At 52.3% G+C, this 24,471-nt stretch carries 18 protein-coding genes and 5 pseudogenes; 19 read left to right on the forward strand and 4 right to left on the reverse strand.

Annotation, left to right across the window (positions count from 1 at the left end):
• Positions 1-157: 157 nt before the first annotated feature.
• The 4 genes and pseudogenes from mpl (at position 158) to P3339_RS04495 (ending at position 5,218) form a co-directional block, all read left to right on the forward strand.
• Positions 158-1,545: pseudogene (gene mpl, locus P3339_RS04480) on the forward strand (UDP-N-acetylmuramate:L-alanyl-gamma-D-glutamyl-meso-diaminopimelate ligase).
• A 97-nt stretch (positions 1,546-1,642) separates the two neighbouring features.
• Entirely contained in the window at positions 1,643-2,224 is a 582-nt protein-coding gene (locus P3339_RS04485; RefSeq protein ID WP_051089485.1) for a flavin prenyltransferase UbiX, read from the forward strand.
• Between the two features lie 20 nt (positions 2,225-2,244).
• Positions 2,245-2,520: an Rdx family protein gene (locus tag P3339_RS04490; protein ID WP_026304984.1), complete on the forward strand. Its 276-nt coding sequence runs from the start codon at positions 2,245-2,247 to the stop codon at positions 2,518-2,520.
• A 118-nt stretch (positions 2,521-2,638) separates the two neighbouring features.
• On the forward strand, positions 2,639-5,218 hold the full coding sequence (locus P3339_RS04495) for an efflux RND transporter permease subunit (RefSeq protein ID WP_020412452.1): 2,580 nt from the start codon (positions 2,639-2,641) through the stop codon (positions 5,216-5,218).
• Between the two features lie 73 nt (positions 5,219-5,291).
• On the opposite strand, the gene P3339_RS04500 is transcribed toward P3339_RS04495, so the two are convergent.
• Positions 5,292-5,573 carry a peptidylprolyl isomerase gene (locus P3339_RS04500; RefSeq protein ID WP_020412453.1) on the reverse strand — a complete coding sequence of 94 codons (282 nt, stop codon included), beginning with the start codon at positions 5,571-5,573 and terminating at the stop codon, positions 5,292-5,294.
• A 182-nt stretch (positions 5,574-5,755) separates the two neighbouring features.
• Here P3339_RS04500 and P3339_RS04505 point away from each other — a divergent pair, with 182 nt between their 5' ends.
• The 15 genes and pseudogenes from P3339_RS04505 to P3339_RS04575 all read left to right on the forward strand — a co-directional run bounded on the left by P3339_RS04505 (position 5,756) and on the right by P3339_RS04575 (position 20,649).
• Positions 5,756-6,001 (forward strand): LON peptidase substrate-binding domain-containing protein, encoded by a 246-nt coding sequence (locus tag P3339_RS04505; RefSeq protein ID WP_282952544.1) that lies wholly within the window; start codon positions 5,756-5,758, stop codon positions 5,999-6,001.
• Positions 5,998-6,342 carry an LON peptidase substrate-binding domain-containing protein gene (locus tag P3339_RS04510; protein WP_282952545.1) on the forward strand — a complete coding sequence of 115 codons (345 nt, stop codon included), beginning with the start codon at positions 5,998-6,000 and terminating at the stop codon, positions 6,340-6,342. The genes P3339_RS04505 and P3339_RS04510 overlap by 4 nt, the downstream gene beginning before the upstream one ends.
• 102 nt (positions 6,343-6,444) lie before the next feature.
• Complete coding sequence (locus tag P3339_RS04515; RefSeq protein WP_282952546.1) at positions 6,445-7,728, forward strand: glutamate-5-semialdehyde dehydrogenase; 1,284 nt, start codon at positions 6,445-6,447, stop codon at positions 7,726-7,728.
• Between the two features lie 109 nt (positions 7,729-7,837).
• Positions 7,838-8,451 (forward strand): annotated as a pseudogene (gene nadD, locus P3339_RS04520) (nicotinate (nicotinamide) nucleotide adenylyltransferase).
• Entirely contained in the window at positions 8,451-8,828 is a 378-nt protein-coding gene (rsfS, locus tag P3339_RS04525; protein ID WP_020412457.1) for a ribosome silencing factor, read from the forward strand. Before nadD ends, rsfS begins: the two are co-directional and overlap by 1 nt.
• Before the next feature lie 5 nt (positions 8,829-8,833).
• Positions 8,834-9,310, forward strand: coding sequence for a 23S rRNA (pseudouridine(1915)-N(3))-methyltransferase RlmH (gene rlmH, locus P3339_RS04530; RefSeq protein ID WP_282952547.1), 477 nt, complete (start codon positions 8,834-8,836; stop codon positions 9,308-9,310).
• Positions 9,311-9,431: 121 nt separating this feature from the next.
• A pseudogene (gene mrdA / locus P3339_RS04535) lies at positions 9,432-11,323 on the forward strand (penicillin-binding protein 2).
• Positions 11,316-12,460 (forward strand): annotated as a pseudogene (gene rodA, locus P3339_RS04540) (rod shape-determining protein RodA). Before mrdA ends, rodA begins: the two co-directional pseudogenes overlap by 8 nt.
• 44 nt (positions 12,461-12,504) lie before the next feature.
• Positions 12,505-13,515: a lytic murein transglycosylase B gene (mltB, locus tag P3339_RS04545; RefSeq protein WP_502867316.1), complete on the forward strand. Its 1,011-nt coding sequence runs from the start codon at positions 12,505-12,507 to the stop codon at positions 13,513-13,515.
• Positions 13,516-13,667: 152 nt separating this feature from the next.
• The gene (locus P3339_RS04550) at positions 13,668-14,534 is read left to right on the forward strand and encodes a septal ring lytic transglycosylase RlpA family protein (protein ID WP_020412462.1); all 867 of its coding nucleotides are present in this window, start codon (positions 13,668-13,670) and stop codon (positions 14,532-14,534) included.
• Between the two features lie 248 nt (positions 14,535-14,782).
• Positions 14,783-15,928, forward strand: coding sequence for a D-alanyl-D-alanine carboxypeptidase family protein (locus tag P3339_RS04555; RefSeq protein WP_020412463.1), 1,146 nt, complete (start codon positions 14,783-14,785; stop codon positions 15,926-15,928).
• A 177-nt stretch (positions 15,929-16,105) separates the two neighbouring features.
• A complete protein-coding gene (locus P3339_RS04560) occupies positions 16,106-16,387 on the forward strand; it encodes an HP0495 family protein (protein ID WP_282952549.1) in 282 nt (93 codons plus the stop codon).
• Positions 16,387-17,090, forward strand: a pseudogene (gene lipB, locus P3339_RS04565) (lipoyl(octanoyl) transferase LipB). Before P3339_RS04560 ends, lipB begins: the two are co-directional and overlap by 1 nt.
• Positions 17,083-18,066, forward strand: a complete 984-nt coding sequence (lipA, locus tag P3339_RS04570) for a lipoyl synthase (RefSeq protein WP_020412466.1) — start codon at positions 17,083-17,085, stop codon at positions 18,064-18,066. Before lipB ends, lipA begins: the two are co-directional and overlap by 8 nt.
• An 867-nt stretch (positions 18,067-18,933) precedes the next feature.
• Positions 18,934-20,649: an AMP-binding protein gene (locus P3339_RS04575; RefSeq protein WP_020412467.1), complete on the forward strand. Its 1,716-nt coding sequence runs from the start codon at positions 18,934-18,936 to the stop codon at positions 20,647-20,649.
• Between the two features lie 102 nt (positions 20,650-20,751).
• Here the strand turns inward: P3339_RS04575 and P3339_RS04580 are convergent, their stop codons facing one another.
• From P3339_RS04580 to P3339_RS04590, 3 genes are all read right to left on the reverse strand, one after another.
• Positions 20,752-21,042 (reverse strand): DUF1540 domain-containing protein, encoded by a 291-nt coding sequence (locus P3339_RS04580; RefSeq protein WP_020412468.1) that lies wholly within the window; start codon positions 21,040-21,042, stop codon positions 20,752-20,754.
• 178 nt (positions 21,043-21,220) lie between these two features.
• Positions 21,221-21,748: a GNAT family N-acetyltransferase gene (locus P3339_RS04585; protein WP_020412469.1), complete on the reverse strand. Its 528-nt coding sequence runs from the start codon at positions 21,746-21,748 to the stop codon at positions 21,221-21,223.
• Positions 21,749-21,900: 152 nt separating this feature from the next.
• Positions 21,901-24,240 carry an autotransporter outer membrane beta-barrel domain-containing protein gene (locus P3339_RS04590; protein ID WP_282952550.1) on the reverse strand — a complete coding sequence of 780 codons (2,340 nt, stop codon included), beginning with the start codon at positions 24,238-24,240 and terminating at the stop codon, positions 21,901-21,903.
• Between the last annotated feature and the right edge of the window lie 231 nt (positions 24,241-24,471).

A 24,471-nucleotide genomic window follows, 5' to 3' on the forward strand; every position in this document is an offset into this window, starting at 1 on the left:
TTCCTACCACCGTACAGGGGATGAGGCCGACCAGTGCGGGGGCGGAGTCTAATGGAATAGCGAGTAAATTGCATTGCAAGTGCGGGATTTGGCAATTACTGGCTTGATTTGCCATGTTAAGCTTGCGCCGCAACCAGCAGGAGTACACATTTCCGCCATGCATATCCACATATTAGGTATTTGCGGCACATTTATGGGCAGTCTGGCCCAGTTGGCCGTGGCCGAAGGACACCGGGTCACCGGCAGCGATGCGAACGTCTATCCACCAATGAGCACCCAGTTGCAGCAGGCGGGTATCCAGATCACCGAGGGTTATGACCCGGCACAATTGGAGCCAGCCCCGGATCTGGTCATTATTGGTAATGCCATGTCCCGGGGTAATCCCGCAGTAGAGACGGTGTTGGAAAAAGGTTTGCCTTATACCTCTGGCGCCCAGTGGTTATGTGACCACTTCCTCGGTGGACGCTGGGTGCTGGCAGTATCCGGTACCCATGGCAAAACCACCACTGCCAGTATGCTGGCCTGGATTCTGGAAGCGGCAGATATGCAGCCTGGATTCCTGATCGGCGGTGTGCCTGGCAATTTCGGTGTGTCGGCACGTATGGGGGAGTCTCCCTTCTTTATTGTGGAAGCGGATGAATACGATACTGCCTTTTTCGACAAGCGCTCCAAGTTTGTGCATTACCGCCCACGCACAGTGATCATCAATAATCTGGAATTTGATCACGCGGATATCTTTGATGATCTGGCGGCGATACAACGGCAGTTTCACCACCTGGTACGTACCGTACCGGCCAATGGTCTGATTGTTGCTGCAGCTGAGGAAAATGTTGAACAGGTTCTCGAGCAGGGCTGTTGGACTGAGGTACAGCGTTTCGGTGTTGAAGGCCCGCCGGGCATTCGCACGGGAGACTGGTTGGCTCACGATATTGCGGCGGATGGCAGCAGCTTCTCTGTGCAGCTTGAAGGGGCTGAGGTGGCGCGAGTGGAGTGGGAACTCACTGGTATGCACAATGTGCGCAATGGCCTCGCCGCCATGGCTGCAGCTCGACACGTGGGTGTTGTACCGGAATTGAGTGCCGTCGCATTGGGGCGTTTTGAGGGGGTGAAGCGCCGTATGGAGTGCTTGGGTGAAGTGGCAGGTATCCGTGTTTACGATGATTTTGCCCACCACCCCACAGCAATTGAATCCACCTTAAATGGGCTCAGGGCCAAGGTGGGGGAAGATAAGATCATCGCCCTGATTGAGCCGCGCTCCAATACTATGCGAATGGGCGTGCACCAGGGCCAGCTGGCAAACTCCTGTAGCGGTGCGGATATGGTGTTGTGGTATCAGCCACAGGGAATGAACTGGTCTCTGGATGAAGTCACCCACCACTCCCCGGTTCCAGCCAAAGTTTTTGACACCATTGAGGGGGAGTGGAATCTGCGCTCCAGCTTGCGGGTGAGGGCAGCCATATTGTAGTGATGAGCAACGGAGGTTTTGGTGGTATCCACCAGCGCCTGATCGGCGCTCTGGAACAGAAATACCATCGCCCAGTCTAGAAAAGAATACCGGTGGGCAACCCCTGGGTTTCCCATCAAGAAACCCGAGGGATTGACCTTGCAGCAACCTACTTTTGATAAAACCGTTACCCTGGCCATGACCGGGGCCTCTGGAGCCCAGTACGGCCTGCGCTTGTTACAGTGCCTGCTCGCCGCTAACGTGCGTGTCTGGTTGTTATTGTCTGATGCGGCTCAGGTGGTAATCAATACGGAAACAGACCTGCAGCTGCCCGAGGGTGATGATGATATCCTGCAGGGCTTTCTTGCCGATCGCTTTGCGGCAAAGGAGGGGCAGCTGACCCTGTTCGGTAAACGGGACTGGTTCTCTCCTGTGGCCTCAGGCACAGGAGCGCCGGCAAGTATGGTGGTTTGTCCAGCCAGCGGCGGCACTCTGTCAGCAGTGGCCTGTGGAGCCTCCAACAATCTGATTGAGCGAGCTGCTGATGTAGCCCTGAAGGAGCGCCGCCAGCTGATATTGGTTCCACGCGAAGCACCTTACTCGGAGATTCATCTCGAAAATATGCTCAAACTCACTCGTATGGGCGCGATGATTCTGCCCGCCAGCCCCGGTTTTTATCAAAAGCCGAGCACAGTTGAGGATATTGTCGACTTTGTGGTGGCACGACTACTAGACCAGCTGGGGGTAGAACAAAAGCTGCTTCCGCATTGGGGTGAGTAGACTGGAGGGAGGCTAGAACCGTGAAACCGAGCATCACGATTCATTACTGTGTGCAGTGCAACTGGATGCTGCGAGCCACCTGGATGGCCCAGGAACTACTGTATACCTTTGCCGATGACCTCCAACAGGTTGCATTACAACCCGGAACTGGAGGAGTATTTGAAATCCGTATTGGTGAAAATTTGATCTGGGAGCGCAAGCGTGATGGCGGCTTTCCCGGAGCAAAAGAACTCAAACGGCGCGTTCGGGACTTGCTGTTTCCCGAGCGCGATCTGGGACATATCGATACTCCCTGAAAATATTTCCAATAGCGCCGTGATATTGCAAATTTTATATTTGCGTATTCACCGCCAGGGCGATCAAAATATGCGCCGCATCGCGGCCCACTGATTTATTGGATATAAGCGGAAATTTATGCTGTCAGCTTTCAAGACCTGCTACGAATACCTGGTGACCAAACGGCCTGTGGCTGTGTTAATGGTTGTTGGCTTACTCACCCTTGTGGCAGCTATGGGCCTGCCCCGCTTTAAGATCGATGCCTCCGCTGACTCCCTAACTCTGGAAGCGGACAAATCCCTGGACTATTTCCGTGAGATTGCCGAGCGCTACGCCAGTGGCGACTTCCTGGTAGTGACGTACCGCTACAACGATGGTGATCTGTTTAGCGACGAGTCTCTGCAGACTCTCGCCAAGCTGCGCGATGAGCTGGCCGGGGTAGATGGCGTTTCCAGTGTACAAACCATTCTCGATGTGCCCTTGTTGTACAGCCCCAAGCTGTCTTTAACCGATATCACTGACGAGATTCGCACCCTGTCCAATCCGGATACTGACAGGGACCTGGCTCGGCAGGAGTTCCTCTCCAGTCCTATTTACCGCGAGCTTATTCTAAGTCCAGATGGCCAGACGACCGCGCTGCTTGCCAACCTGAAACTGGACAGCCGTGGTATCGAATTGGTGCGCGAGCGCGACGCCCTGCGCCGCAAGCGCAATAGCGAGGGTTTGAGCCCGGAAGAGGCTAAGCGTCTGGAAGAGGTAAGCGCAGTTTATCTGGAACACCGAACGGCCCAGGAGCTGGAAGCGCGGGCACGGGTTGATGAGGTGCGTGGGATTCTCGCCAGTTATAAAGGCGAGGCGGAACTGTTCCTCGGTGGTGTAACCATGATCACCTCAGACATGATTACCTTTATCAAGAGTGATCTGGTGGTTTTTGGTGTGGGTATCCTCGCCTTTATTATCCTTACCTTATTACTGATTTTCCGCCAGCCGCGCTGGGTACTGTTGCCACTACTTACCTGTGTCACTACAGCAGTGATGATTTTGGGACTGCTCAGCTGGCTCGACTGGCGCATGACGGTGATCTCCGCCAATTTTGTTGCGCTACTGCTGATTATTACCCTGGCGATCACCATCCACCTGGCAGTGCGCTATCGCGAATATATTGCGCAGAATCCGCAATGGGGGCGCGAGGAATTGGTGCTGCAGACGGTGCGCTTTATGGCCAAGCCCTGTCTGTACACTGCCCTGACCACGATCGTTGCTTTTGTGTCGTTGGTGGTGAGCGGTATCCGTCCGGTGATTGATTTCGGCTGGATGATGACCATGGGTGTAACTCTGGCCCTGGTGTTGTCATTCCTGATTATCCCCAGCTTCCTGATGATCCTGCCCAAGCGCCAGGGCAAGGTGAGCCAGGATAATTCGCACGCGTTTACCCTGCGTTTCTCCAGCTTTGCTGAGCGCCATAAATTCATCGTACTGGGCGTTTCCCTGTTGGCAGCTGTGGTCAGTGTGGTGGGTATTTCCCAGCTGAAAGTGGAAAACCGCTTTATCGATTACTTTGATGACTCCACTGAAATCTACCAGGGCATGTTGGTGATTGACCGCCGCCTGGGTGGCACTGTGACCCTGGATATTATCCTCGACAAGCCGGAGGAAGCGGAACCGGCCTTCGAAGGTGAGGAGGATCCTTTTGCCATGGAGGCGGAGGAGGACCCGTTCGCGGTTGAAGAAGATCCCTTCGCCTCTGATGATCCTTTCGGTGGAGAAGAGGAGTCCCAGGAGCAGAGTTACTGGTTTACTGTGGCCGGCCTCACCAAATTGGAACAGTTACACGATTACCTGGAGCAGCAGCCGGAAATTGGCAAGGTCCAGTCCCTGGCGACCCTGTTTAAGGTGGCTCGCGATTTAAAAGGCGGTCAGCTCAATGACTTTGAGTTGGCAGTAGCCAACACCAGCCTGCCGCCTGAAATCAGTAGCGTGCTGGTTAATCCCTATCTCTCTGTTGAGAACAACCAGGCGCGTATCACTTTGCGGGTGATGGAAACCGATCCGAATTTGCGCCGTAGCGAATTGATCGAGCGTATCTACAACTACGCCCACAATGAAATGGGCATAGCGCCGGAAAATATCCACCAGACCGGCTTGCTGGTGCTGTATAACAATATGCTGCAGAGCCTGTTTAAGTCCCAGATCCTGACGCTGGGTGCGGTATTTGTGGGCATCCTGCTGATGTTCCTGGTGTTATTCCGCTCCCTGTCGATCGCTATTATTGCGCTGGTGCCTAATATGCTCGCTGCTTGTGTGGTATTAGGTGGTATGGGTCTCGCCGGTATTCCACTGGATATGATGACTATCACCATCGCCGCGATTACTGTGGGTATCGGTGTGGATCATGCGATTCACTACCTGTACCGATTCCGTGCGGAATTCGCCAAAGACGGCAATTACCTGGAGACCATGCATCGCAGCCATGCGACTATTGGCCGCGCGATGTTCTATACGGCAATTACGATTATTGCCGGCTTCTCAATTCTTGCGCTGTCCAAGTTTGTGCCTTCAATTTACTTTGGCTTACTGACCGCACTGGCGATGTCTGCAGCATTGCTTGGATCACTCACTCTGCTGCCGTTGTTGCTGGTGATATTTAAGCCGCTGGGTGCTGGCTCTTCAGTGGACAAGGGAGAAGTGGACATTCCTGAGGGCGCAGCCAAGGCCTGAGGGAATTCCCTCTCTACAAATAAAAAGCCGGGCTGTTGCCCGGCTTTTTATTTGTAGATTAATTCGCAAGCAATTAATCCTGGCGGCTGGTAATTTCCAGCAGGTGGTAACCGAACTGGGTTTTCACCGGGCCGTGCACCTTGTGGAGCTCCTCGGAGAATACGACCTTGTCAAATTCGGGCACCATCATGCCTTTGCTGAATTCGCCCAGGTCCCCACCGGAACGGCCTGATGGGCACTGGGAGTGCTGTTCGGCGATTTTGCCGAAATCTGCACCATTCTCGATTTGCTGCTTCAGTTCCAGGCACTTGCCTTCGCTCTCTACCAGAATATGGCGGGCTGTTGCTTTGGGCATCAATAGTCTCCATTCGGTTGATAAACCGCAGCAGCTTAATGGGTGTAGGGCGAGCATGCCACCGGCAATTACTTGGATAAAGCGGAAACTCTGTCGCAGTTCTGCGGATTGGCGCTAAAACGCCCTTCCTATTTATCTAGGAGTAGTACTGTGGGTGGTATCTTTACAAAATGAGCTAACTGGTGAGAACAGCATTGCAAAAGATTCCCCTTTTTCCCCTGAGTATGGCCCTGTATCCGGGGGTCACCCTGCCATTGCGTATCTTTGAACAGCGTTACCTACATCTTGTCAGCGAGTCACTGAAAAGTGATAGCGGCTTCGGCGTTGTATTGATCCGCTCCGGAGGGGAGGTAGGACACGCCTCCGTATGGCCGCTCGGTGTCTATGTACACATTGTCGACTGGAGCCAGGGAGAGGGGGATTATTGAATGTACAGGTGGTTGGTCGGCGTCGCTTCCGCATTGCCAGCACCGAGCGCGCTGATAACGGTTTATTGTTCGGGGAGGTTGAATGGTTGCCAAACGAAGAGCCCAAACCCATTCCCGCAGACTGCGATGGCCTGCTATCGGTGCTTGATGAGCTGAAGGATCGCGCTGAGATGTTGTCACTCAAGTTCGATAGTGTCGACTCTGCAGATGCCCTCTCCTGGCAGCTCGCCCAGTTGCTTCCCCTAGAGGATAAGGCGCGAGTAGAGTTGTTGGCCGTTGAGGACCCCTTGATGCGTCTCGCTAGTATCGCCGAGAACCTGGACCGCTGGGCGAGGGAGTAAGAATGCGACCTGTTTTCCGTTGGCATCCTATATTTATGCCGTTTCAACCCATAGCCACTGGGGTATACTGCGCGGCCGACCGGATTTCGCACGGAGCGCCAAGTGACCGCCACCAATACCACTGATCAGCAATCCACCCGCGTCAAACTCGAACAGATGGGCCGCGCCGCTCGCTCTGCCTCAAGACTAATGGCGAGAGCCGATACCAATAGTAAGAACCGCGCTCTACGGGCAATTGCCGCAGAATTGGAAGCTCAACGGATTCAACTGGCTGAGGCCAATGCTCAGGATATGCAGGCGGGTCGTGAACGCGGTCTGGATGCGGCGCTGCTCGATCGGCTGGAACTCAATGATGAGCGCATCGACGCAATGATTGAGGGGTTGTTGCAGGTTGCGGACCTGCCTGACCCAGTGGGAGAAGTTGAGGACTTATGTTATCGCCCCAGTGGTATCCAGGTGGGCAAGATGCGTGTACCCCTGGGAGTGGTGGGGATTATTTATGAATCCCGCCCTAATGTGACGATTGATGCGGCGAGTTTATGCCTGAAATCCGGTAACGCCACTATTTTGCGTGGTGGCAGTGAGGCATTGCACTCGAATCAGGCGATCGCGGCCTGTATTACCCAGGGGCTCCGGGAAGTGGGATTGCCGGAAACGGCGGTGCAAGTGGTGGGCACCAGTGACCGCGAGGCAGTTGGTGCCCTGATCTCCATGCCAGATTATGTGGATGTGATCGTTCCTCGAGGTGGCACTGGCCTGATTGAGCGGGTCAGCCGTGAGGCCAGAGTACCGGTGATCAAACACCTGCACGGTGTTTGTCACGTTTATATCGATGACTTGGCCGATGAACAGAAGGCGTTTGAGATTGCCCTGAATGCCAAAACCCATCGCTATGGCGTGTGCAACGCCATGGAAACCCTACTGGTGGCGGAGGGGATTGCAGAGCGAATGCTGCCGCGTTTGGCAGAAGCCTATGAGCTTAAAGGTGTGGAATTGCGTGGCTGTGCCCGTACCTGCGAGATACTGCCCCAGTGCGCAGAGGCCAAAGAAAGTGATTGGAGTGAAGAATACCTGGCCCCGGTACTGTCCATTCGGGTGGTGGCAGATATGGATGCTGCGATGGACCATATCGCCCGCTACGGCTCAGGACACACTGAGGCGATTGTTACTGAAAATTACACGCGCAGTCGTCGCTTTCTGGCGGAAGTGGATGCCAGCTCGGTGATCATCAATGCATCAACACGCTTTGCCGATGGATTTGAATATGGACTGGGGGCGGAAATCGGCATCAGTACTGATAAAATCCATGCCCGAGGCCCGGTGGGGCTGGAGGGGCTCACTTCTCAGAAGTGGATTGTGTTTGGGGATGGGCACATTCGCCGTTAATTCCGGCCCTCATTCATGAGCCAGTAACGAGGTAATTTTGGCGACTAAGCGGCATACGATAGCCCTGTTCGGCGGCACTTTTGATCCGGTGCACTTTGGCCACCTGCGCATGGCGCTGGAACTGCGCCAGGCCCTGGATTTCGATGAAATGCGCCTGCTTCCCAGCCACCAGCCACGCCATCGCCAAAGTCCCGGGTTTCCTCGCGCCAGCGCAGCGACATGTTGGCTTTGGCCCTGCAGGGCTGTGATGAGCTGCAGCTGGACGAGAGGGAGCTAAATCGTGGCGGTGATACCTATACGGTGGATACCCTGGAGGAGTTGCGCAAAGAACTGGGTTCGGACGTATCCATCAGTTTTTGTATGGGCTCTGATTCCCTGTTGACCCTGCATAGGTGGAACCGCTGGCAGAGGCTATTGGAGCTTGCACACCTGGTGGTAGTGACCCGCCCCGGCTGGCATCTTCCAGAAAGCGGTGATGCGGGGGGCAACCCAGAACTGATGGACTTGCTACAGAGCCATCAAGGGGCAGCAAAAGATTTGCGCGAGCAGGCATATGGAAGCTTGGTATTGCGCGAGCAGACCATGTTGCCTATCTCGGCGACTGAAATTCGCCAGTTATTGAATAGTGGTCGGTCGCCGCGATTTTTGTTGCCGGCCACCGTATTGCAATACATTGAAGACCATCAACTCTATACAAAAGCGGTTGCCATTGGTGACCAGTAATGAATCAAGGTGTTATGACAAATATTAAAGATATCGCGCTCAAGGCTCTGGAAGATCTGAAAGGCAAAGACATTGTTGCGCTGGACGTATCTGAACTCTCCGATGTAATGGACAACCTCGTGATCTGTACAGGTACCTCCAGCCGTCAGGTGAAGTCCCTGGCAGAGAACGTGGTGGATGAACTTAAGCTGGAAGGTGTGCGCCCGATTGGTGTTGAGGGCAAAGAGCAGGGCGAGTGGGTTTTGGTGGACTATGGCGATCTAGTCGTACATGTCATGTTGGCTGATGTGCGTAATTTCTACGACCTGGAAAAGCTCTGGTCGATGACACCGAATACCCGTGATGATGCCGATGGCAGTGACCCTCACAAGGACTAAGTGGGGTGAAAATCCGAATTTTCGCCGCCGGGGGGAAAATGCCCGGCTGGGTTCAGGAGGGATATGCCGAATACGCCAAGCGTTTGCCCCGCGAAATATCCTTGGAAATGGTGGAAATTCCTCTTGGGCAACGCGGCCAGAAAAGTTCTGCAGCGTTGATCGAAAAGGCGCGGAAAAAAGAGGGGGAGGCAATGCTTGCAGCCCTCGGTCCGCGCGATTATGTAGTGGCACTGGATGTGAAGGGCAAACCCTGGAGTACCGAGCAGCTTTCTGGTCAGCTGCGCGATTGGCAACTGCTGGGAGAAAATGTCAGCCTGCTGATCGGTGGTCCCGATGGCCTCTCCCAAGAGTGCTTGGCAAATGCACATCAGCGCTGGTCCCTGTCACCACTGACATTGCCACACCCTCTGGTTAGAGTGGTTTTGGCAGAGCAGGTTTATAGGGCCTGGACACTTTTGGCGGGGCACCCTTACCACAAGTAAAGTGTTTGCGATGAATGGCGGAGAGATTTGCCAATTCAAGTTCTCTCTCCGTACATTCCCTGTGGTAATGTAGGCGATTAGACTTTTCGCGCGCCAGTCAAATTCATTCAAATAAATTCTAATGCCTCACGACCATCACCTTAAGGACCCACACACGGAGCAGCGGTTATTTCGCAACCGTATGTTGGTGGCTATTGTCGGTGTGATCGCCTTACTGGCTGTTCTGGTAGCTCGTTTCTATAACCTGCAAGTTGTTAATTACGACGATTACCGCACCCAGTCCGATGAGAACCGTATTCAGGTGCGCCCGGTGGCTCCCACACGGGGGCTGGTTTACGACCGCAATGGAATATTGCTGGCTGACAACAGGGCCAGTTTCAACCTTTCTATTGTCCGTGAACGAGTGCAGGATCTGGACGCAACCCTTGAATTAATCGGTCATTTAATTCGCCTCGAAGATAGCGATGTGTCTAAATTCCGCAAGCGCATGAAGCGCCGTCGGCCGTTTGAGCCGGTGCCTCTCCGCTTTCGTTTGAGCGAAGAGGAAATCGCACGGATAAGCGTCAATCAGTTTCGTATGCCCGGCGTTTCAGTGCAGGCCGAATTGGTGCGCTATTACGCGCTGGGGGATTTGTTTGCCCATAGTGTTGGCTATGTAGGTCGCATTAGCGATCGCGACCTGAGTAACTTCACTGAAGAAGACGTGCGTCTCTATCGCGGTACCAATAGTATCGGCAAAGTGGGACTGGAGCGCTCTTACGAGAAAACCCTGCTCGGTGAGGTGGGTTATGAAAATGTGGAGATCAATGCGCGGGGAAGGGTATTGCGCGTATTGGAACGCCAGGATCCCAAGCCCGGCGCCGACTTGACCCTGCACCTGGATGCGCACCTGCAACAGGTGGCTTCCGATGCACTGGGAGATCGCCGTGGGGCTGTAGTGGCGATCGATGTTAACACCGGTGGTGTTTTGGCATTTGTCAGCAAGCCCTCCTTCGACCCAAATCTGTTTGTAACCGGAATTAGCTTTGCCGATTATCGGGCCCTCAGCGACTCACTTGATGTGCCGCTCTTTAACCGCGCAGTGCAAGGACAATATCCGCCCGGCTCAACCCTGAAGCCATTAATGGGACTTGGAGGGCTTGAGGCGGGACTTATCACTCGCGAGACCAAAATCAAGGACCCGGGTTTCTATAAACTGCCGAATGATCCTCGTATATATCGGGATCATGTCCGCTGGGGGCATGGTGAAAAGGTGGACCTGATCCAGGCGATGGCACAGAGCTGTGACGTTTACTTCTGGGATATGGCACACCGCTGGGATATCGACGGCATGCACGACATTGCAACCCACTTTGGCCTGGGCTCCAAAACCGGTATTGACCTGCCGATGGAGCGTTCCGGCCTTTTCCCTCTCGGGACTGGAAGCGCGGTGCGCGAGGCATGCCCTGGTTCCCGGGGGATAGTCTCAACGCGGTGCTGGGACAGGGATTTGTACTGGCCACTCCGCTACAGTTGGCAGTTATGACCGCTACTTTAGCGAATCGCGGTACTCACTATCGTCCCCAGATAGTGAAAACTATTAATGGGGCCGAACAGCCTCCGGAAATACTGCACAACCTGGAAGCTCATCCGGATAATTGGGATCTGGTATTTGAGGGGATGGACGCTGTAGTTAATCGAAGCTATGGCACAGGTAAGCGAGCTGGCAAAGATCTGGATTTTCGTGTCGCTGGTAAATCAGGTACTGCCCAGGTGGTGGGCATCGCCCAGGGAGCTCGCTATGACTCTGAGGCGCTACAGGAGCGTCATCGCGACCACGCGCTGTTTGTGGCCTTTGCGCCGGTGGAAAAGCCACGTATCGCTGTTGCGGTATTGGTAGAGAACGGTGAAGCCGGTGGTGGGGTGGCTGCGCCGGTGGCTAGGGAATTATTTGCTGAGTGGGTGCCGCGAACCGAATCAGCAGTCAATACGACCGCAGATGTAAGTTTTTCTGAGGGGGCGGATAATGGCTAGCCGTGATTTTTCCCACCGGCTGTCCGATGCACATGGCAGCCTCAGGAAGCCGGTAAGCCTGGCTCGTCGCCTGCATATTGATGTGCCCTTGTTAGTGCTGCTATTGGTGTTGGCTTCGGTTGGCCTGGGAGTGCTTTTTAGTGCTTCCGGTGGAGATATAAACTATGTGCGGCGCCAGTCTATTTTTATGTGTCTGGCATTTGTGGGCATGTTTATTGTTGCCCAGATACCCTTGGATTTTTACCGGCGTTGGTCGCCATGGGCTTATTTAGGGGCTGCGCCTTGCTAGTCGGGGTGCTGCTATTTGGCACTGGTGCGAAGGGTGCGCAGCGCTGGCTGGAAATTGCCGGATTCCGCTTCCAGCCATCAGAAATTATGAAGTTGGGGGTGCCGATGATGGTGGCTGCATTCTTGCACCAGCGTGCGCAACCACCATCTTTGATGACTGTTTTTGGAGCCTTGGCCATTGTGGCAGTGCCGGCTGCGCTGATTGTGCGCCAGCCTGATTTGGGCACTTCAATTTTGATTGCGGCCTCAGGCCTGTTTGCACTTTATCTCGCTGGTTTGAGCTGGAAAATGATTGGTGCTGCGGGCTTGGGTGTTCTGGTTTCGGCTTGGCCGATCTGGCAGTGGGGCCTCCGTGACTATCAGCGCCAGCGAATCCTAACTCTGCTCAACCCCCATGATGACCGCTTTGGCGCAGGGTGGAATATTTTTAATTCCAAAGCTGCTATTGGTTCGGGTGGCGTCTATGGCAAAGGTTATTTACAGGGAACTCAATCTCAGTTGGACTTCCTGCCGGAAAGCCACACCGACTTTATTATTGCGGTACTGGCGGAGGAGTGGGGTATGCGCGGTGTATTGTTGCTGCTATTACTCTACGTCCTGGTTATAGCGCGTGGCATTTATATCAGCTTTATGGCGCAACACCTATTTGGTCGCCTATTGGCGGGGAGTATAACGCTCACTTTTTTTGTCTATGTGTTTGTAAACATTGGTATGGTTACAGGATTACTGCCAGTGGTGGGGGTACCCTTGCCAATTATCAGCTACGGGGGAACCTCACTGATTACCTTGATGGCAGGATTCGGTATCCTCATGGCTGTAGGGACAGAACGGCGCAGAGTGCATTTTTGAAAGTTTGCGCTGACCATTAATAACTGGATGTGTAGAGACGCGAGATGAAGACAGGAGCGGTCGTTTTGAAGTGGACCTCGGGACTATTGGTTGGGATGGGGCTGGCCCTGGCCGCCTGCGCACAGGAGCCCGGTCATGGTGACAATGCGGATGCACAGAAATTCGTAGAGTACATGGTGGAAGAGCACCAATTTGACCGCAAAGAGCTGCAGGAATTAATGCGTGAGGCCAAGCGCAAAGACTCGATACTCAAGGCAATCAGGCGCCCGGCTGAAAAAGCCAAGCCCTGGTATGAATACCGCAAGCTATTTCTGACCCCACAGAGCATCGCCGGTGGTGTTGATTTCTGGGATAAGAACAAGGAAGCCCTGGCTGAAGCCGAGAACAAATACGGTGTGCCGGCTGAAATGATCGTTGCCATCATCGGTATCGAAACCCGCTACGGTGGCAATATGGGAGGCTACCGGGTGCTGGATGCGCTTTCTACACTGGCTTTCAATTACCCACGCCGCTCACAGTTTTTTACCAAAGAGCTGGAAAATTACCTGCTTCTGACCCGGGATCAGGAAATGGACCCCCTTGCACTTAGGGGCTCCTATGCTGGTGCAATGGGGTACGGGCAATTTATGCCTTCGAGCTACCGTGCCTATGCCGTGGACTTCAGCAATGACGGCAAGGTGGATATCTGGAATAACACTACTGACGCTATTGGTAGTGTGGCTAACTATCTAGCCAAACATGGCTGGAAACCCGGTGAGCCGGTTACCGTGCTGGCGAGCCCGCGCCCCAATGCGGATATGACAATCGTCAATGACACCCTGTTGCCAGAGTGGACTGTGGGAGAGCTGGCAGAAAAAGGCTTCAACGCGACGAGTCAGGTTGCTCCGGAAATGCCGGCAATTGTCTTCTCCCTGCAGACAGGGCAGGGCAAGCAGTACTGGTTGGGGCTCAATAATTTTTCCACCATTACCACTTATAACCGCAGCCGCCTCTACGCTATGGCGGTAAATGAGTTGGCTCAGGAAATCGTCAAAGCGCGTGGAGGGAAATCCTAGGCAGAGCTTAATAGCCGCATACCGGCAAAAACTGCCAGTATCGTGGAACCAATGGCGCCACCTGTAATCAAAAACTTTCTATTTTATTAAGTAGTTTCAGATAATAGCGGCTTGGAGACGGCAACTAGTGGTTGCCGCGCGCCGGGGGGATTATGTTTCAGTGCAGTTTGCGGCGTGGGGCCCTCCTCGCCGCTTTATTCTTGATGGCCTGTGGGGGGCCGCAAACCCAGCCGGGTAAGCAAGCCGATTCAGATTTCGACAGCGTTGAGGATAGCGGCCCAGCAGCCCCGGTGGATATGCTGGCTACACCTGAGCCAACTCCTGTACGCGAGCCCATTGGCCCAGCCGGAAACAAATCTCCCTACAAAGTAAGGGGCGTTACTTACCATGTGCGCAGTGCGGTCAAAGGTTATAAGGAGAGGGGCCAAGCCTCCTGGTATGGCACCAAGTTCCATGGCCGCCGTACTGCCAATGGGGAAATCTACAACATGTACGCCATGTCCGCGGCGCACAAAACTTTGCCACTACCCAGTTATGCCAAGGTAACCAACCTGGATAATGGCCGCAGTATTATTGTGCGCGTAAATGATCGTGGCCCCTTTGTGCATGGGCGTATTATCGACCTAAGTTATACTGCCGCTCAGAAGTTGGGGTATGTGGATAAAGGGATTGCACGGGTTGAGGTAGAAGCGCTGGACCCGGCCTCTCTGCCTCCTGTGACTGAAACTATACTGGCCGGTGACGTTACACGTAGCCTGCCGCAGGATACGACGATTCAGTTACCGGAAAATACCTTTCTTCAGGTTGGTGCATACCGTAATGCCAGCCAGGCGGAGAAGATCCGTGCACAGCTGACGGCTTCAATTGACTATCCTGTTTCTGTCAGTCCTGTAACGCGTAGTGGCAAGACATTTTATCGGGTGCGTATTGGGCCAATTTCTCAGCAGAGGGCTCTGGCTACCGCTCGGGAAACCGTGCAGAAGAACCAGTTGGGTGATCCCCAGGTGGTATATGAATAAATAGCCAAGTCTGATGTTTCAACGAGCCCTGCACTAGGCTCTGGCAGTCAGCGACCGCTACTATAGGTGACGGTCAGTTGAATAGCCGTTTACAAAATACTGCGCAATGGCGCGAATTTTCTTGTATTTTGTCAACATTCCTGGCTGACGGCATTTGGTGACAGACCATGGTCGTGTATTAATCTTTTAAAATGAATATTGGGTTAACAGCCAGCCTACGAACACGAGGATTAACGAGACTCTCACCTATGATCACACGGATTATCGCCTGCTCTTTCCTGTTGCTTTGTGCGGGCCTGGCCCAGGCGCAATCACTCATTCCGGCTCCGCCCCAGCTGGCGGCCACCTCATACCTACTTGTGGATGCCAATACCGGCCAGGTGTTGGTAGAGCACGAAGCGGATAAAGAGGTGCCCCCCGCTAGTCTTACCAAAATGATGACGGCTTACATTGTCTCGGAAGAGATGCTCAAAGGCAGTATCAAAGAAGATGACAAAGTGCGTATCTCCGAGAAAGCCTGGCGGAAGGGCGGCTCGAAGATGTTCGTCAAGGTTGGCGACCAGGTTCCAGTTATGGACCTGATGCGCGGAGTTATTATTCAATCCGGAAACGACGCCAGTATTGCCCTGGCGGAGCATGTCTCTGGTAGTGAAGAAGTGTTTGCTGAGGTAATGAACCAGCAGGCAGAACTTCTGGGTATGGAAAATACCAATTTTGTTAATGCCACTGGCTGGCCCGCTGAAGGGCATATGACTACTGCCCGTGATCTGGGCATCCTGGCCCGCGCGCTGATCGCCAATCACCCTGAGCACTACGATATCTACTCTGAAAAGTATTTCAGCTATTCCGGTATCAACCAGCCCAATCGCAATCGCCTGTTGTGGCGTGACTCTGCGGTAGATGGCATCAAGACCGGTCACACTGAAGAGGCCGGTTACTGCCTGGTGGCCTCTGCGATGAAGCGTGGTATGCGCTTGATTGCAATCGTGGTGGGTACTGACAGTGACGAGAAGCGGGCTTCGGAGACTCAGAAGCTGTTAGCTTACGGTTTTCGTTATTACCAGACCCACAAGGTGTACGGCCAGGGTGAAGTCCTGCAAACCGAGCGAGTGTGGGGTGGCAAGGAGCCCAACGTTGGTATCGCAGTGGAGAAGGATATCTTTGTCACTATCCCCCGCGGTGGTGAAGAGGGTATTAAAGCTGATCTGATTGTTGATGGTGAGCTGGAGGCTCCGATTAAGAAAGGCCAACCAGTGGGCAAAGTTGTTGTGACTCTGGATGGCCAGACAGTTGCCGATGTGAAAGCCGTAGCGGCGGAGGATGTGGAGCGCGCCGGTTTCTTTAAGCGGATGTGGGATTCCATCAAGCGCTTCGTGATCAGCTTCTTTAACTAACTTCACCAAGCTTATGAGATAGGGGTGGCTGTTAGCCACCCCTGGCCAGCTCCCCGAACTCTCTGCCTACTTCCCCCTGCCACTCCCTGTCCACTGCACACTGCTCGCTGTATAATCGCCGCCCGGCTGTGCCTAAGCTTTTTCTTAATACCTGACAGCCGGACCTCGGAGAGTGGTATGAGCCAAGACCCCAATCAGCAACCCCCGAAAATTGAGTTTCCCTGCGAAGACTATATGGTCAAAGTGGTGCGGGATGCCAATGACCAAGCGCACGAGTTTGTACTGGAAGTGATGCGTCGCCATGCCCCCGGGCTGGATGAAGATCGAATTACCCTGCGCGACAGTAGCACCGGTAAATTCACCTCAATGACATTCTTTATCCTCGCTACCGGTGAAGATCAGCTCAAAGCTCTGTTTGAAGAGTTGAAAGAGCACCCAGCGGTGCATATGGTGCTTTGATGACCGTTGTGCGCAACCTCGCCAAGCGAGATTACGAGACCGTCTGGCGCGCGATGTCTCGCTACACTGACCTCCGCGATGAAAATAGCTCTGATGAGATATGGTGTGTGGAGCACGAGCCTGTATTCACCCAAGGACAGGCCGGCAAAGCCGAACACCTGCTGAATACTGGGGATATCCCGGTAGTTCAGGTGGATCGTGGTGGGCAGGTTACCTATCACGGCCCTGGGCAATTGGTAGTTTATCCACTTCTGGATTTGCGTCGGGCCAAAATTGGCGTGCGTGACCTTGTGACGGCACTGGAGAGCGCCACTGTCGCGATGCTTAAGGCCTTTGGCATTGCTGCCGCCCCCGCGCTGATGCTCCCGGAGTGTATTTGACTGAGGGCGGCCCCCGCAGTGGTAGCAAGATTGCTTCCATTGGGCTGCGAGTACGCCGTGGTTGCAGCTTCCACGGTATTGCCATCAACATCGATATGGACTTGGCCCCCTTCCACCGGATTAATCCTTGTGGATACGCAGGTATGGAAATGGTGCAAATGGCCGAGTTACTGCAAGAGACACCTACTTGGAAGCAAGTGGCAGAAATTTTTGTGTGCGAATTGTTGCGCACGCTCGAGCTGCCTTCAGCAGAGTGGCAGCCACTAGACGAACACACTTTGGCGCAACTGAGCGCGGAACAGCAGGAATTAAGTAATGGCTGAAAAACCCGATCTGGTGCCGGTAAAGCGCACCCGCCGCCTCCAGCAGGGGGAAAAATTACGCGACGGTGATAAGGTCGAGCGTATCCCAGTCAAGGTAATTGCCAGTGATACCGTTTTGCGTAAGCCGGATTGGATTCGTGTAAAAGTCCCAGCCTCCAAAGAGGTGGACCGTATCAAGAACATATTGCGCTCGCAAAAGCTCTCCACAGTGTGTGAAGAGGCAAGCTGCCCAAATCTTGGGGAGTGCTTCAGTGGTGGTACAGCGACCTTTATGATCATGGGGGAGATTTGTACGCGCCGCTGCCCATTCTGCGATGTGGGCCACGGTAAACCCAATCCCCTCGATCCGGAAGAACCCAAAAATCTGGCTGAAGCCATTGCCGCCATGAGCCTGCGCTATGTAGTGATCACCTCGGTGGATCGTGATGATTTGCGCGATGGCGGTGCTGAGCATTTTGCGGAATGCATCCGTGAATCTCGCCAGCTGTCACCAGATCTGCAGGTGGAAATCCTGACTCCGGATTTTCGTGGCCGCATGGATGTTGCGCTGGATATTCTAGAGAAGGAGGCACCGGACGTATTTAACCACAACCTGGAGACTGTGCCCCGTTTATATCGGGAATCCCGTCCTGGAGCTAATTACAAATGGTCCCTGAAGTTGCTACAGGAATATAAAAAACGCCGCCCGGATGTACTAACCAAGTCTGGTTTGATGGTGGGTCTGGGTGAGGAAAAGGAAGAAATCTTCCAGGTAATGGATGATATGCGTGAGCACGATATCGATATGCTCACCATCGGCCAGTATTTACAGCCGAGCAAGGAGCACTTGCCTGTACAGCGCTATGTCCACCCGGATGAGTTTGAAGAATATCGCCGCTATGCAGAACAAATCGGTTTCAAGCACGCAGCTTGTGGCCCGTTGGTGCGCTCTTCTTACCATGCGGATAAGCAGGCACACGGGGAGAAGGTAGGCTAGTGCAGACCAGGGGCAAGTGAAAATTTTTCATTTGCCCTTGGTAAATCTTTTGACTGAATACCTCTAAAGCTGTTTCTCTTCTTTTCTTACTTAAAATTCCGGACAGCATCTGTAAACTGTTAGAGTTTGTAGTTCACTCCTTCACATGCTTTCTTCTGTTTTTTCGCCTCTTCGTTTTCTAAGGTTTTATAAGCTATATCAATGGGCGTTTTATTTGGGGTAACAATAGTAAGAAATTTGATATTAATGTCTTTTAGAGTTGTGTATAGGTTTGTCTCTCTGTTTTAAATTGTTTATCAATTTGTACAGGTTTCTATCCTGGGAAAAAATTTAACATTTGTATGGCGGCAGGCTGCAAATATTTACACTAATTAGGGGTGCTTTAAAATTTGAAGTTTAATGTTTAAAAACATGTTGATTGCCTTATTAACTAGTGGCTCGGTTTCCTTAACTTCAGTGCTGCCGTTGCTAATCGTACAGTTGCCTAAGTCGACAAGTCACAGATTATTTCAACAAAGTTATTGAGACTTCAATTTGGCGAACTTTCCTACCTACCTCACAGACTGATCAGTCTAATTTTATCTAATAAAAAATAACTGTTTTTAGGGTGGCACAAGGAATTGCACTAACCGCATATCTTCAGTAACTTTGGATGAATAATAAGGATAAGAAGATTCTGCCTTTCTTATGTGTTGCGACTGCCATACCTTAGTTCTGGTCTTAGCCAGGGCTGACGATAGTGGTAATTTAGTTCTAAACGGTAACTAGGGTAAATACTCTGGGCGCAACATACTGCACTGATATGGTACTTAGGTGCAGTAATAACACATCAGATCACAATAAACACAATAATGAGTGAGGAAAGCGATGACCCCGGAAGAACGATACGAAAAGGTGAAAGGCCTCCAGCCTCTGGAGCTCCTCTATAAGAGAGAGGCCGAAGAGCCAGAAACAGTATTTCTCCGCCAGATGCAGCGGCGTCAATGGAGAGAATACACATGGTATGAGGTGATGGACAAAGCCCGAAGGATTGCGGGTTACCTGCTTAGCCAATTTGAGCCTGGGGATCGTATCGCGATCCATGCCAAAAACTGTGCAGACTGGATTATCGTGGATGTAGGTATCATGCTGGCGGGGATGGTGAGCGTACCCCTATACCCTGGGCAGTCTGCGTCTTCCATGTCCTATGTCTTGCAGCACTCTGAGTCAAAACTACTTTTCTGTGGTGCCACGGATAACAATGCTGCATTGCAGGAAGTTGCAGACTCTCTGCCGAGTGTAGCGATTCAGCGTTGTGAGATTCATTGTGATCAGGAACTCGAAGCGGTTATAAACGCCAGTGAACGTTACGAGGAAAGCCCGGTATTCGATGAAGACGATCTCTTTACCATTATGTATACCTCTGGAACCACCGGTAATCCGAAGGGGGTTATGCACACCTGGTCTTCAGTAATTTTTGTTGTACCAAATATGATTCGGGGTTACGGGTTTAATGAGGCTGATCGTGTTCTCTCTTATTTACCACTGGCCCATGCTGCAGAGCGTATCCTGGTAGAATTTCACTGCCTCTACTCGGGTACCCCGGTGCATTTTCCCGAATCCCTGGATACGTTCCTTGAGGATTTGCAGCGTACTCGACCCACGATGTTCTTTTCAGTCCCCAGACTATGGACCAAGTTTAAAGAGGGTATAGATGAAAAAATTCCACCAGCATTACAAAATGTTTTACTGCGCATACCAGGATTGAGCAGCTGGCTAAAAAATAAGGTGCGTACAGGTCTTGGTCTGGACCAGGCGAGAATGCTGGTAACAGGAGCCTCGCCTATTTCCATTGAGTTGTTGCGCTGGTATGAGCGTATGGGAATGCAGATTGCCGATGGCTATGGCATGACAGAAAACTTTATCTATGGTTGCTTTGTGTTGCCGGGGGAGGAGCCAGTACCGGGTACGGTAGGCAAAACATACCATGGCTGTGAGTTGAAGATTTCTGATGAGGGAGAAATATTATTCAAGAGTGGCTCCCTCATGAAAGGCTACTACCTGGAGCCTGAGAAAACAGCGGAAGTTATCCGTGACGGCTATTACCATACCGGAGACTCGGGCTATATTGATGGGGATGGGCTGTTACATATTACCGGCCGAATTTCTGAGACTTTTAAAACCAGTAAAGGAAAATTTATTCAGCCCAGTCGCCTAGAGGGGCACTTTGGGAATGAGACACTTCTGGCGCAACTTTGTGTGCTTGGTCATGGAATGGATCAGCCGGTAATGTTGGCAACACTATCTGAAACTGCAGAAAAAATGCCTCGTACCGAAGTCAATGAACAGCTCCAAAGAATATTGGAGACAGTAAATGAACGCTTGCCTCATCACGAACGCATCAAGACTATATTTATCTGCAAAGAGGAGTGGACTCCACTAAATGAGTTCTTAACTCCCACCTTGAAGATTAAACGTAAAGTATTGGATGCCCACTACCAGTATCTATTTAAGCAGTTTGCAGATGTGGAAGGTATTGTGTGGGAGACACGAGATAGTGATAGCACTCAGAAAACAAAGGCTGATTTGCAGGCGGTGAATTGAATTTGGCTAAGACATAAACTTAGAAGCCAACATATATATGCAAAAAAGCCCGGCAATCTATTATTGTCGGGCTTTTTTTACGAATGACTTTCGATGATCAATTTAATGAGTGTAACTCAGGCAGTTGTTTGTGTTGCCAGTGTGGCCAACTTCAATACTTTCAGCGGAGCATTCGAAATCGTCATTGAACTTACAGTCTTCCATTTTGCATGCGCCAACGCCGGCAGTGCGAGAGCTGCTAGTATGTTTCGAGTTGGTAAAGAATGTATCGCAATCGGGATCTGTCCCGTGGCCAATAGTGATAGCTCTGGCATGGCAGCCATCGTCAGCATTGTAGGCACATTGAGTGGCGGCACACCTGCTGACTTCAGGCATATCTGTCGCGATAATCATGGCTGTCTTCTCCTGGTTGGTAAAAGGAGACTAGCCCAGCTTTCGGGTATGTCAACGAGAAACCTTAGATATTGTAAGGTAATAGAGAGGGGCACTCTTTTCTGTAAGAGAGAAACTCTTCAAGGAAGCGGGCCTGACAATAACAGTCAATAACTTTCTTATATGAAACAATCTGTTGCTATGCCTTAGAGCAGTTATTCTCAGCCTCCCAGGCCATTAGCAGTAGTTCCTCTGTCTCTCCGGGCAATGTGACCCTCTTTTCAGTTTTGAGTCCGATTTTTTCCAGAAGCTTTATTGAGGGCGTATTATCTGGTCGAGTGATTGCGACAATACGCAACAGGCCTAAGGCTTTTTGGCCGTGGAGCATTATGGCCTGTGAGGCCTCCAGGGCATAGCCTTTGCCCCGGTACTGCGGCAGGAAAGCGAAGCCGATATCCACATCATCTAGACCATTACGCCTGATCAGGCCACAGATGCCAATTGCAGTTCCATCCTTGAGCTCCACTTTATAAAGGCCAAAACCATGCTGTCGGTACATAGACACGGGGCCGTTCTCGATATATTGGCGAGCCTGCTCAAGGTTACGCACACCTCGATCACCAATATTCTGTAAAAAGTCGGAGTCGTTGAGCAGGTTGAGCATCAGCTCTGCATCATCATTTCCTAGCTCGAGTAAAACCAGATTGGGCGTTTTAATTTGGAACATTCAGGGCGCACAGTTATATTGAGTTGAACGCTTATTTTGCCTTGGCAGTCAGCAGTTGGCGAGAGTTGAGTCTGGCTGTTTCGAAGAAGGGCGTGGAGAGAAGAATGTGCCTCCCAGTTGGGAGGCACATAAACATAAAGGCTATCGCAGGACTAGAAGCGGTAGGTTACGTTGACGGAAGCCGACTCTGCCGTTGGGCGAGAAGTCACATTCGCGCTCAGCGCAATAGACTCAGCGGCTTGCCAGCGAATACCGGCGATCAGGCCCATACCGTCGTCGAACAGGCCCTGATCTACGCTAGAGTAGCTGGGCATGGCATTCATATTGCCCGCCATGGACTTAACACCAACTTCCAGAGTGTCTTCGTCGGTACCACGAGTATCTTCATACCAGAGCTGGGCGTAGGCGTTAACGGTATTCCAGCTCTTATTGGCAAAGGCGCCAAAACGCATGGTGGTGTAACGACGTTCCTGGTCTCCATAGTTCATACCCAGCGGGTCAAACTCGTTGCCATTCAAGTCGCTATAGGTGAAGCCCTCAATCGCGTCTTCGGTATAGCCATCCACTTCCATAGTTGCACGAGTTAAACCAACAAAGGGGCCGAACTGGAAGCTGGAGTAACTGAACAGATTGGCACCTGCAGTTAAACTCAGGGTGGTGTTTTCTCCGGAAGTATCTCCTTCCAGTTCTGAGGAGAAGCTATTGCCAAGAGCCAGGGCGCGGTTCACCTGGTCGAAGTCCACGTCCGTCAGGGTGGCGCTACCTTCTACGAAGAAGATATCGTGGTGGAAGCGGCCGAACAGGCTGTAGTTAGTGGAAGTGGACTCGATATCGGAGCGGGCGTTGTCCACATCAATATCGGAGCGGCTCACTGCCAAACCTAGTTCGAGATTGTCGCGCAGGGCGTAGGTCATTCCGATCAGGTTAGCATTGCTATCTCCGCTCATATCTGCGGCAAAACCGTTATCGTAATCAATGTCACCGAAGACGCTGCCCACAAACACGCCAGTTTGGGCTTGGCTATAACGAACACCGGCCAGGTTTTCATCCAGGCTGTTGGTGTGGGTGCGGGCCGCCTGGGCACCGATATCAGGCAACTGACCGGCAACCTGGGCCGCGTTAACGATAGCGGTGTAGTAGTCGGCGAGTACCTGCTGACCAACTTGCGTCGGGTGTACTGTATCGTTGAATATCAGTTTGGAGGCGTCAGCAGTATCCTGGCTGATTCCGTAAACCGGGTGCTCAATACATTCACCACCGCTACCGTCGTAACAGTACTGGCTTTGGTCGAACTCAGCGGAAAGGCCCAGCTGGCCGGCGTTTTCCAGTGCCACCTTGAGCAAGCCGGCCTGATCGACCATCAGCACGCCATCAATATCTTTGGCTTGTGCTAGCAGGCTGGCGTTAAAGGCTTCGGAGGCTGCGCTGGCTTGCTGTAAAGAAGATTCCAGCTTTGCATCAGCCTGTTCCTGAGTCATGAGGCCTGCTTCTACAGCAGTATTTAAATCAGCGGTAATCTTTGCATAAACAGCAGGTGTCTTACTGATATCGGGTACATTGGATACCAGAATATAGTTGGCGCCTGCACCAGACAGGGCTCCGGCTGCAGTTGCCAGCATGGCGGAAGCTATACCGATTTCAGCGGTAGCTTCTTCAATGCTCATCTCACCGGCAGCGAAACTACTAAAACCACTAAGCAGATCATTGCCGCCGCCATTGACCCAGTAGAGGGCATTGGCATCAGCTGTTCCAGAGGTGGTTTCCAGGTAACCACGGCCTAATGGGTGTGGGTTTCCAGAGGTACCGGTGGAGGCAACAATCGCTTGTAATGCCTGCCCGGCTTCATTTTTGGCTGCTTCCGCTTGCTTTCCAAGATCAACTGCAGCGGCCAAATCACCTTGTAATTGTGCAGTTTTCGCTTTAATTGCCAGTTGCTTAGCTTCTTCCTGCTTTAGAAGCAGTAGGCCCAAAAGCTCAGAATCTGGGTAGGCTGGACGGCCATCAGCTCCGACATGAGGCATCAGCGCACTGAGGACGTTGTGTCGGGCTGGGCTATCTTGCAATCCATTGGCTTCAAGGAAAGCTAAATAGTTCTCGGTGCCAATCACATTCATTAATACATCAGCAGCTTTGTGGCCACCTACAGCCCAAACACTACCGGCATTAAGCGCACCGCTGGTAACTTGCATTGAAACTGAGTCTTCAAGTTCCGCAGGGCTCAATGTTGGATCAACAGCTGGTAGGCAGAAAGGAGATTGCATTCCAGAGCAGGAAGCAGTCACAGGGCCCAGCCCCAGATTTTGAGAGAGGATGTTGATGGCAATATCGTTGGCATCACCACCATTGGTAAATACGTCGTAGTTGCCTACGTCGGTCAGACTGTCACCAAAGGCAATAACCTGGCTGAAAGCTGATTCCTCTGCAAAAGCAGAGGCGCTGGTCATGGTCGCAAGTGCAATAGCGGCCGCGAGGCTGCGCTTGACGTTGGGCATGGTTTTCTCCTAGTCGCGGTAATCGCACACCCAGAGGAAACATCGGGAGGAATCCAGAGGAAACAACGGTGTGCGTCTTTATTTTTTTGTTCCTGTACCTCAAGGAAGCGTGGCAATACTAGCGGATTTGACCCAGACAATAAAATAAGTCACGGGCAAAGAGGCTGGCTGCTTGGTCACTTTAGGGATGAAGTGGCCTTGAGAGACACTCTACAAAAGTGGCGCAATAGT

It is taken from the genome of Microbulbifer sp. MLAF003 (assembly GCF_030012965.1).
Classification (GTDB): Bacteria; Pseudomonadota; Gammaproteobacteria; order Pseudomonadales; family Cellvibrionaceae; genus Microbulbifer; species Microbulbifer variabilis.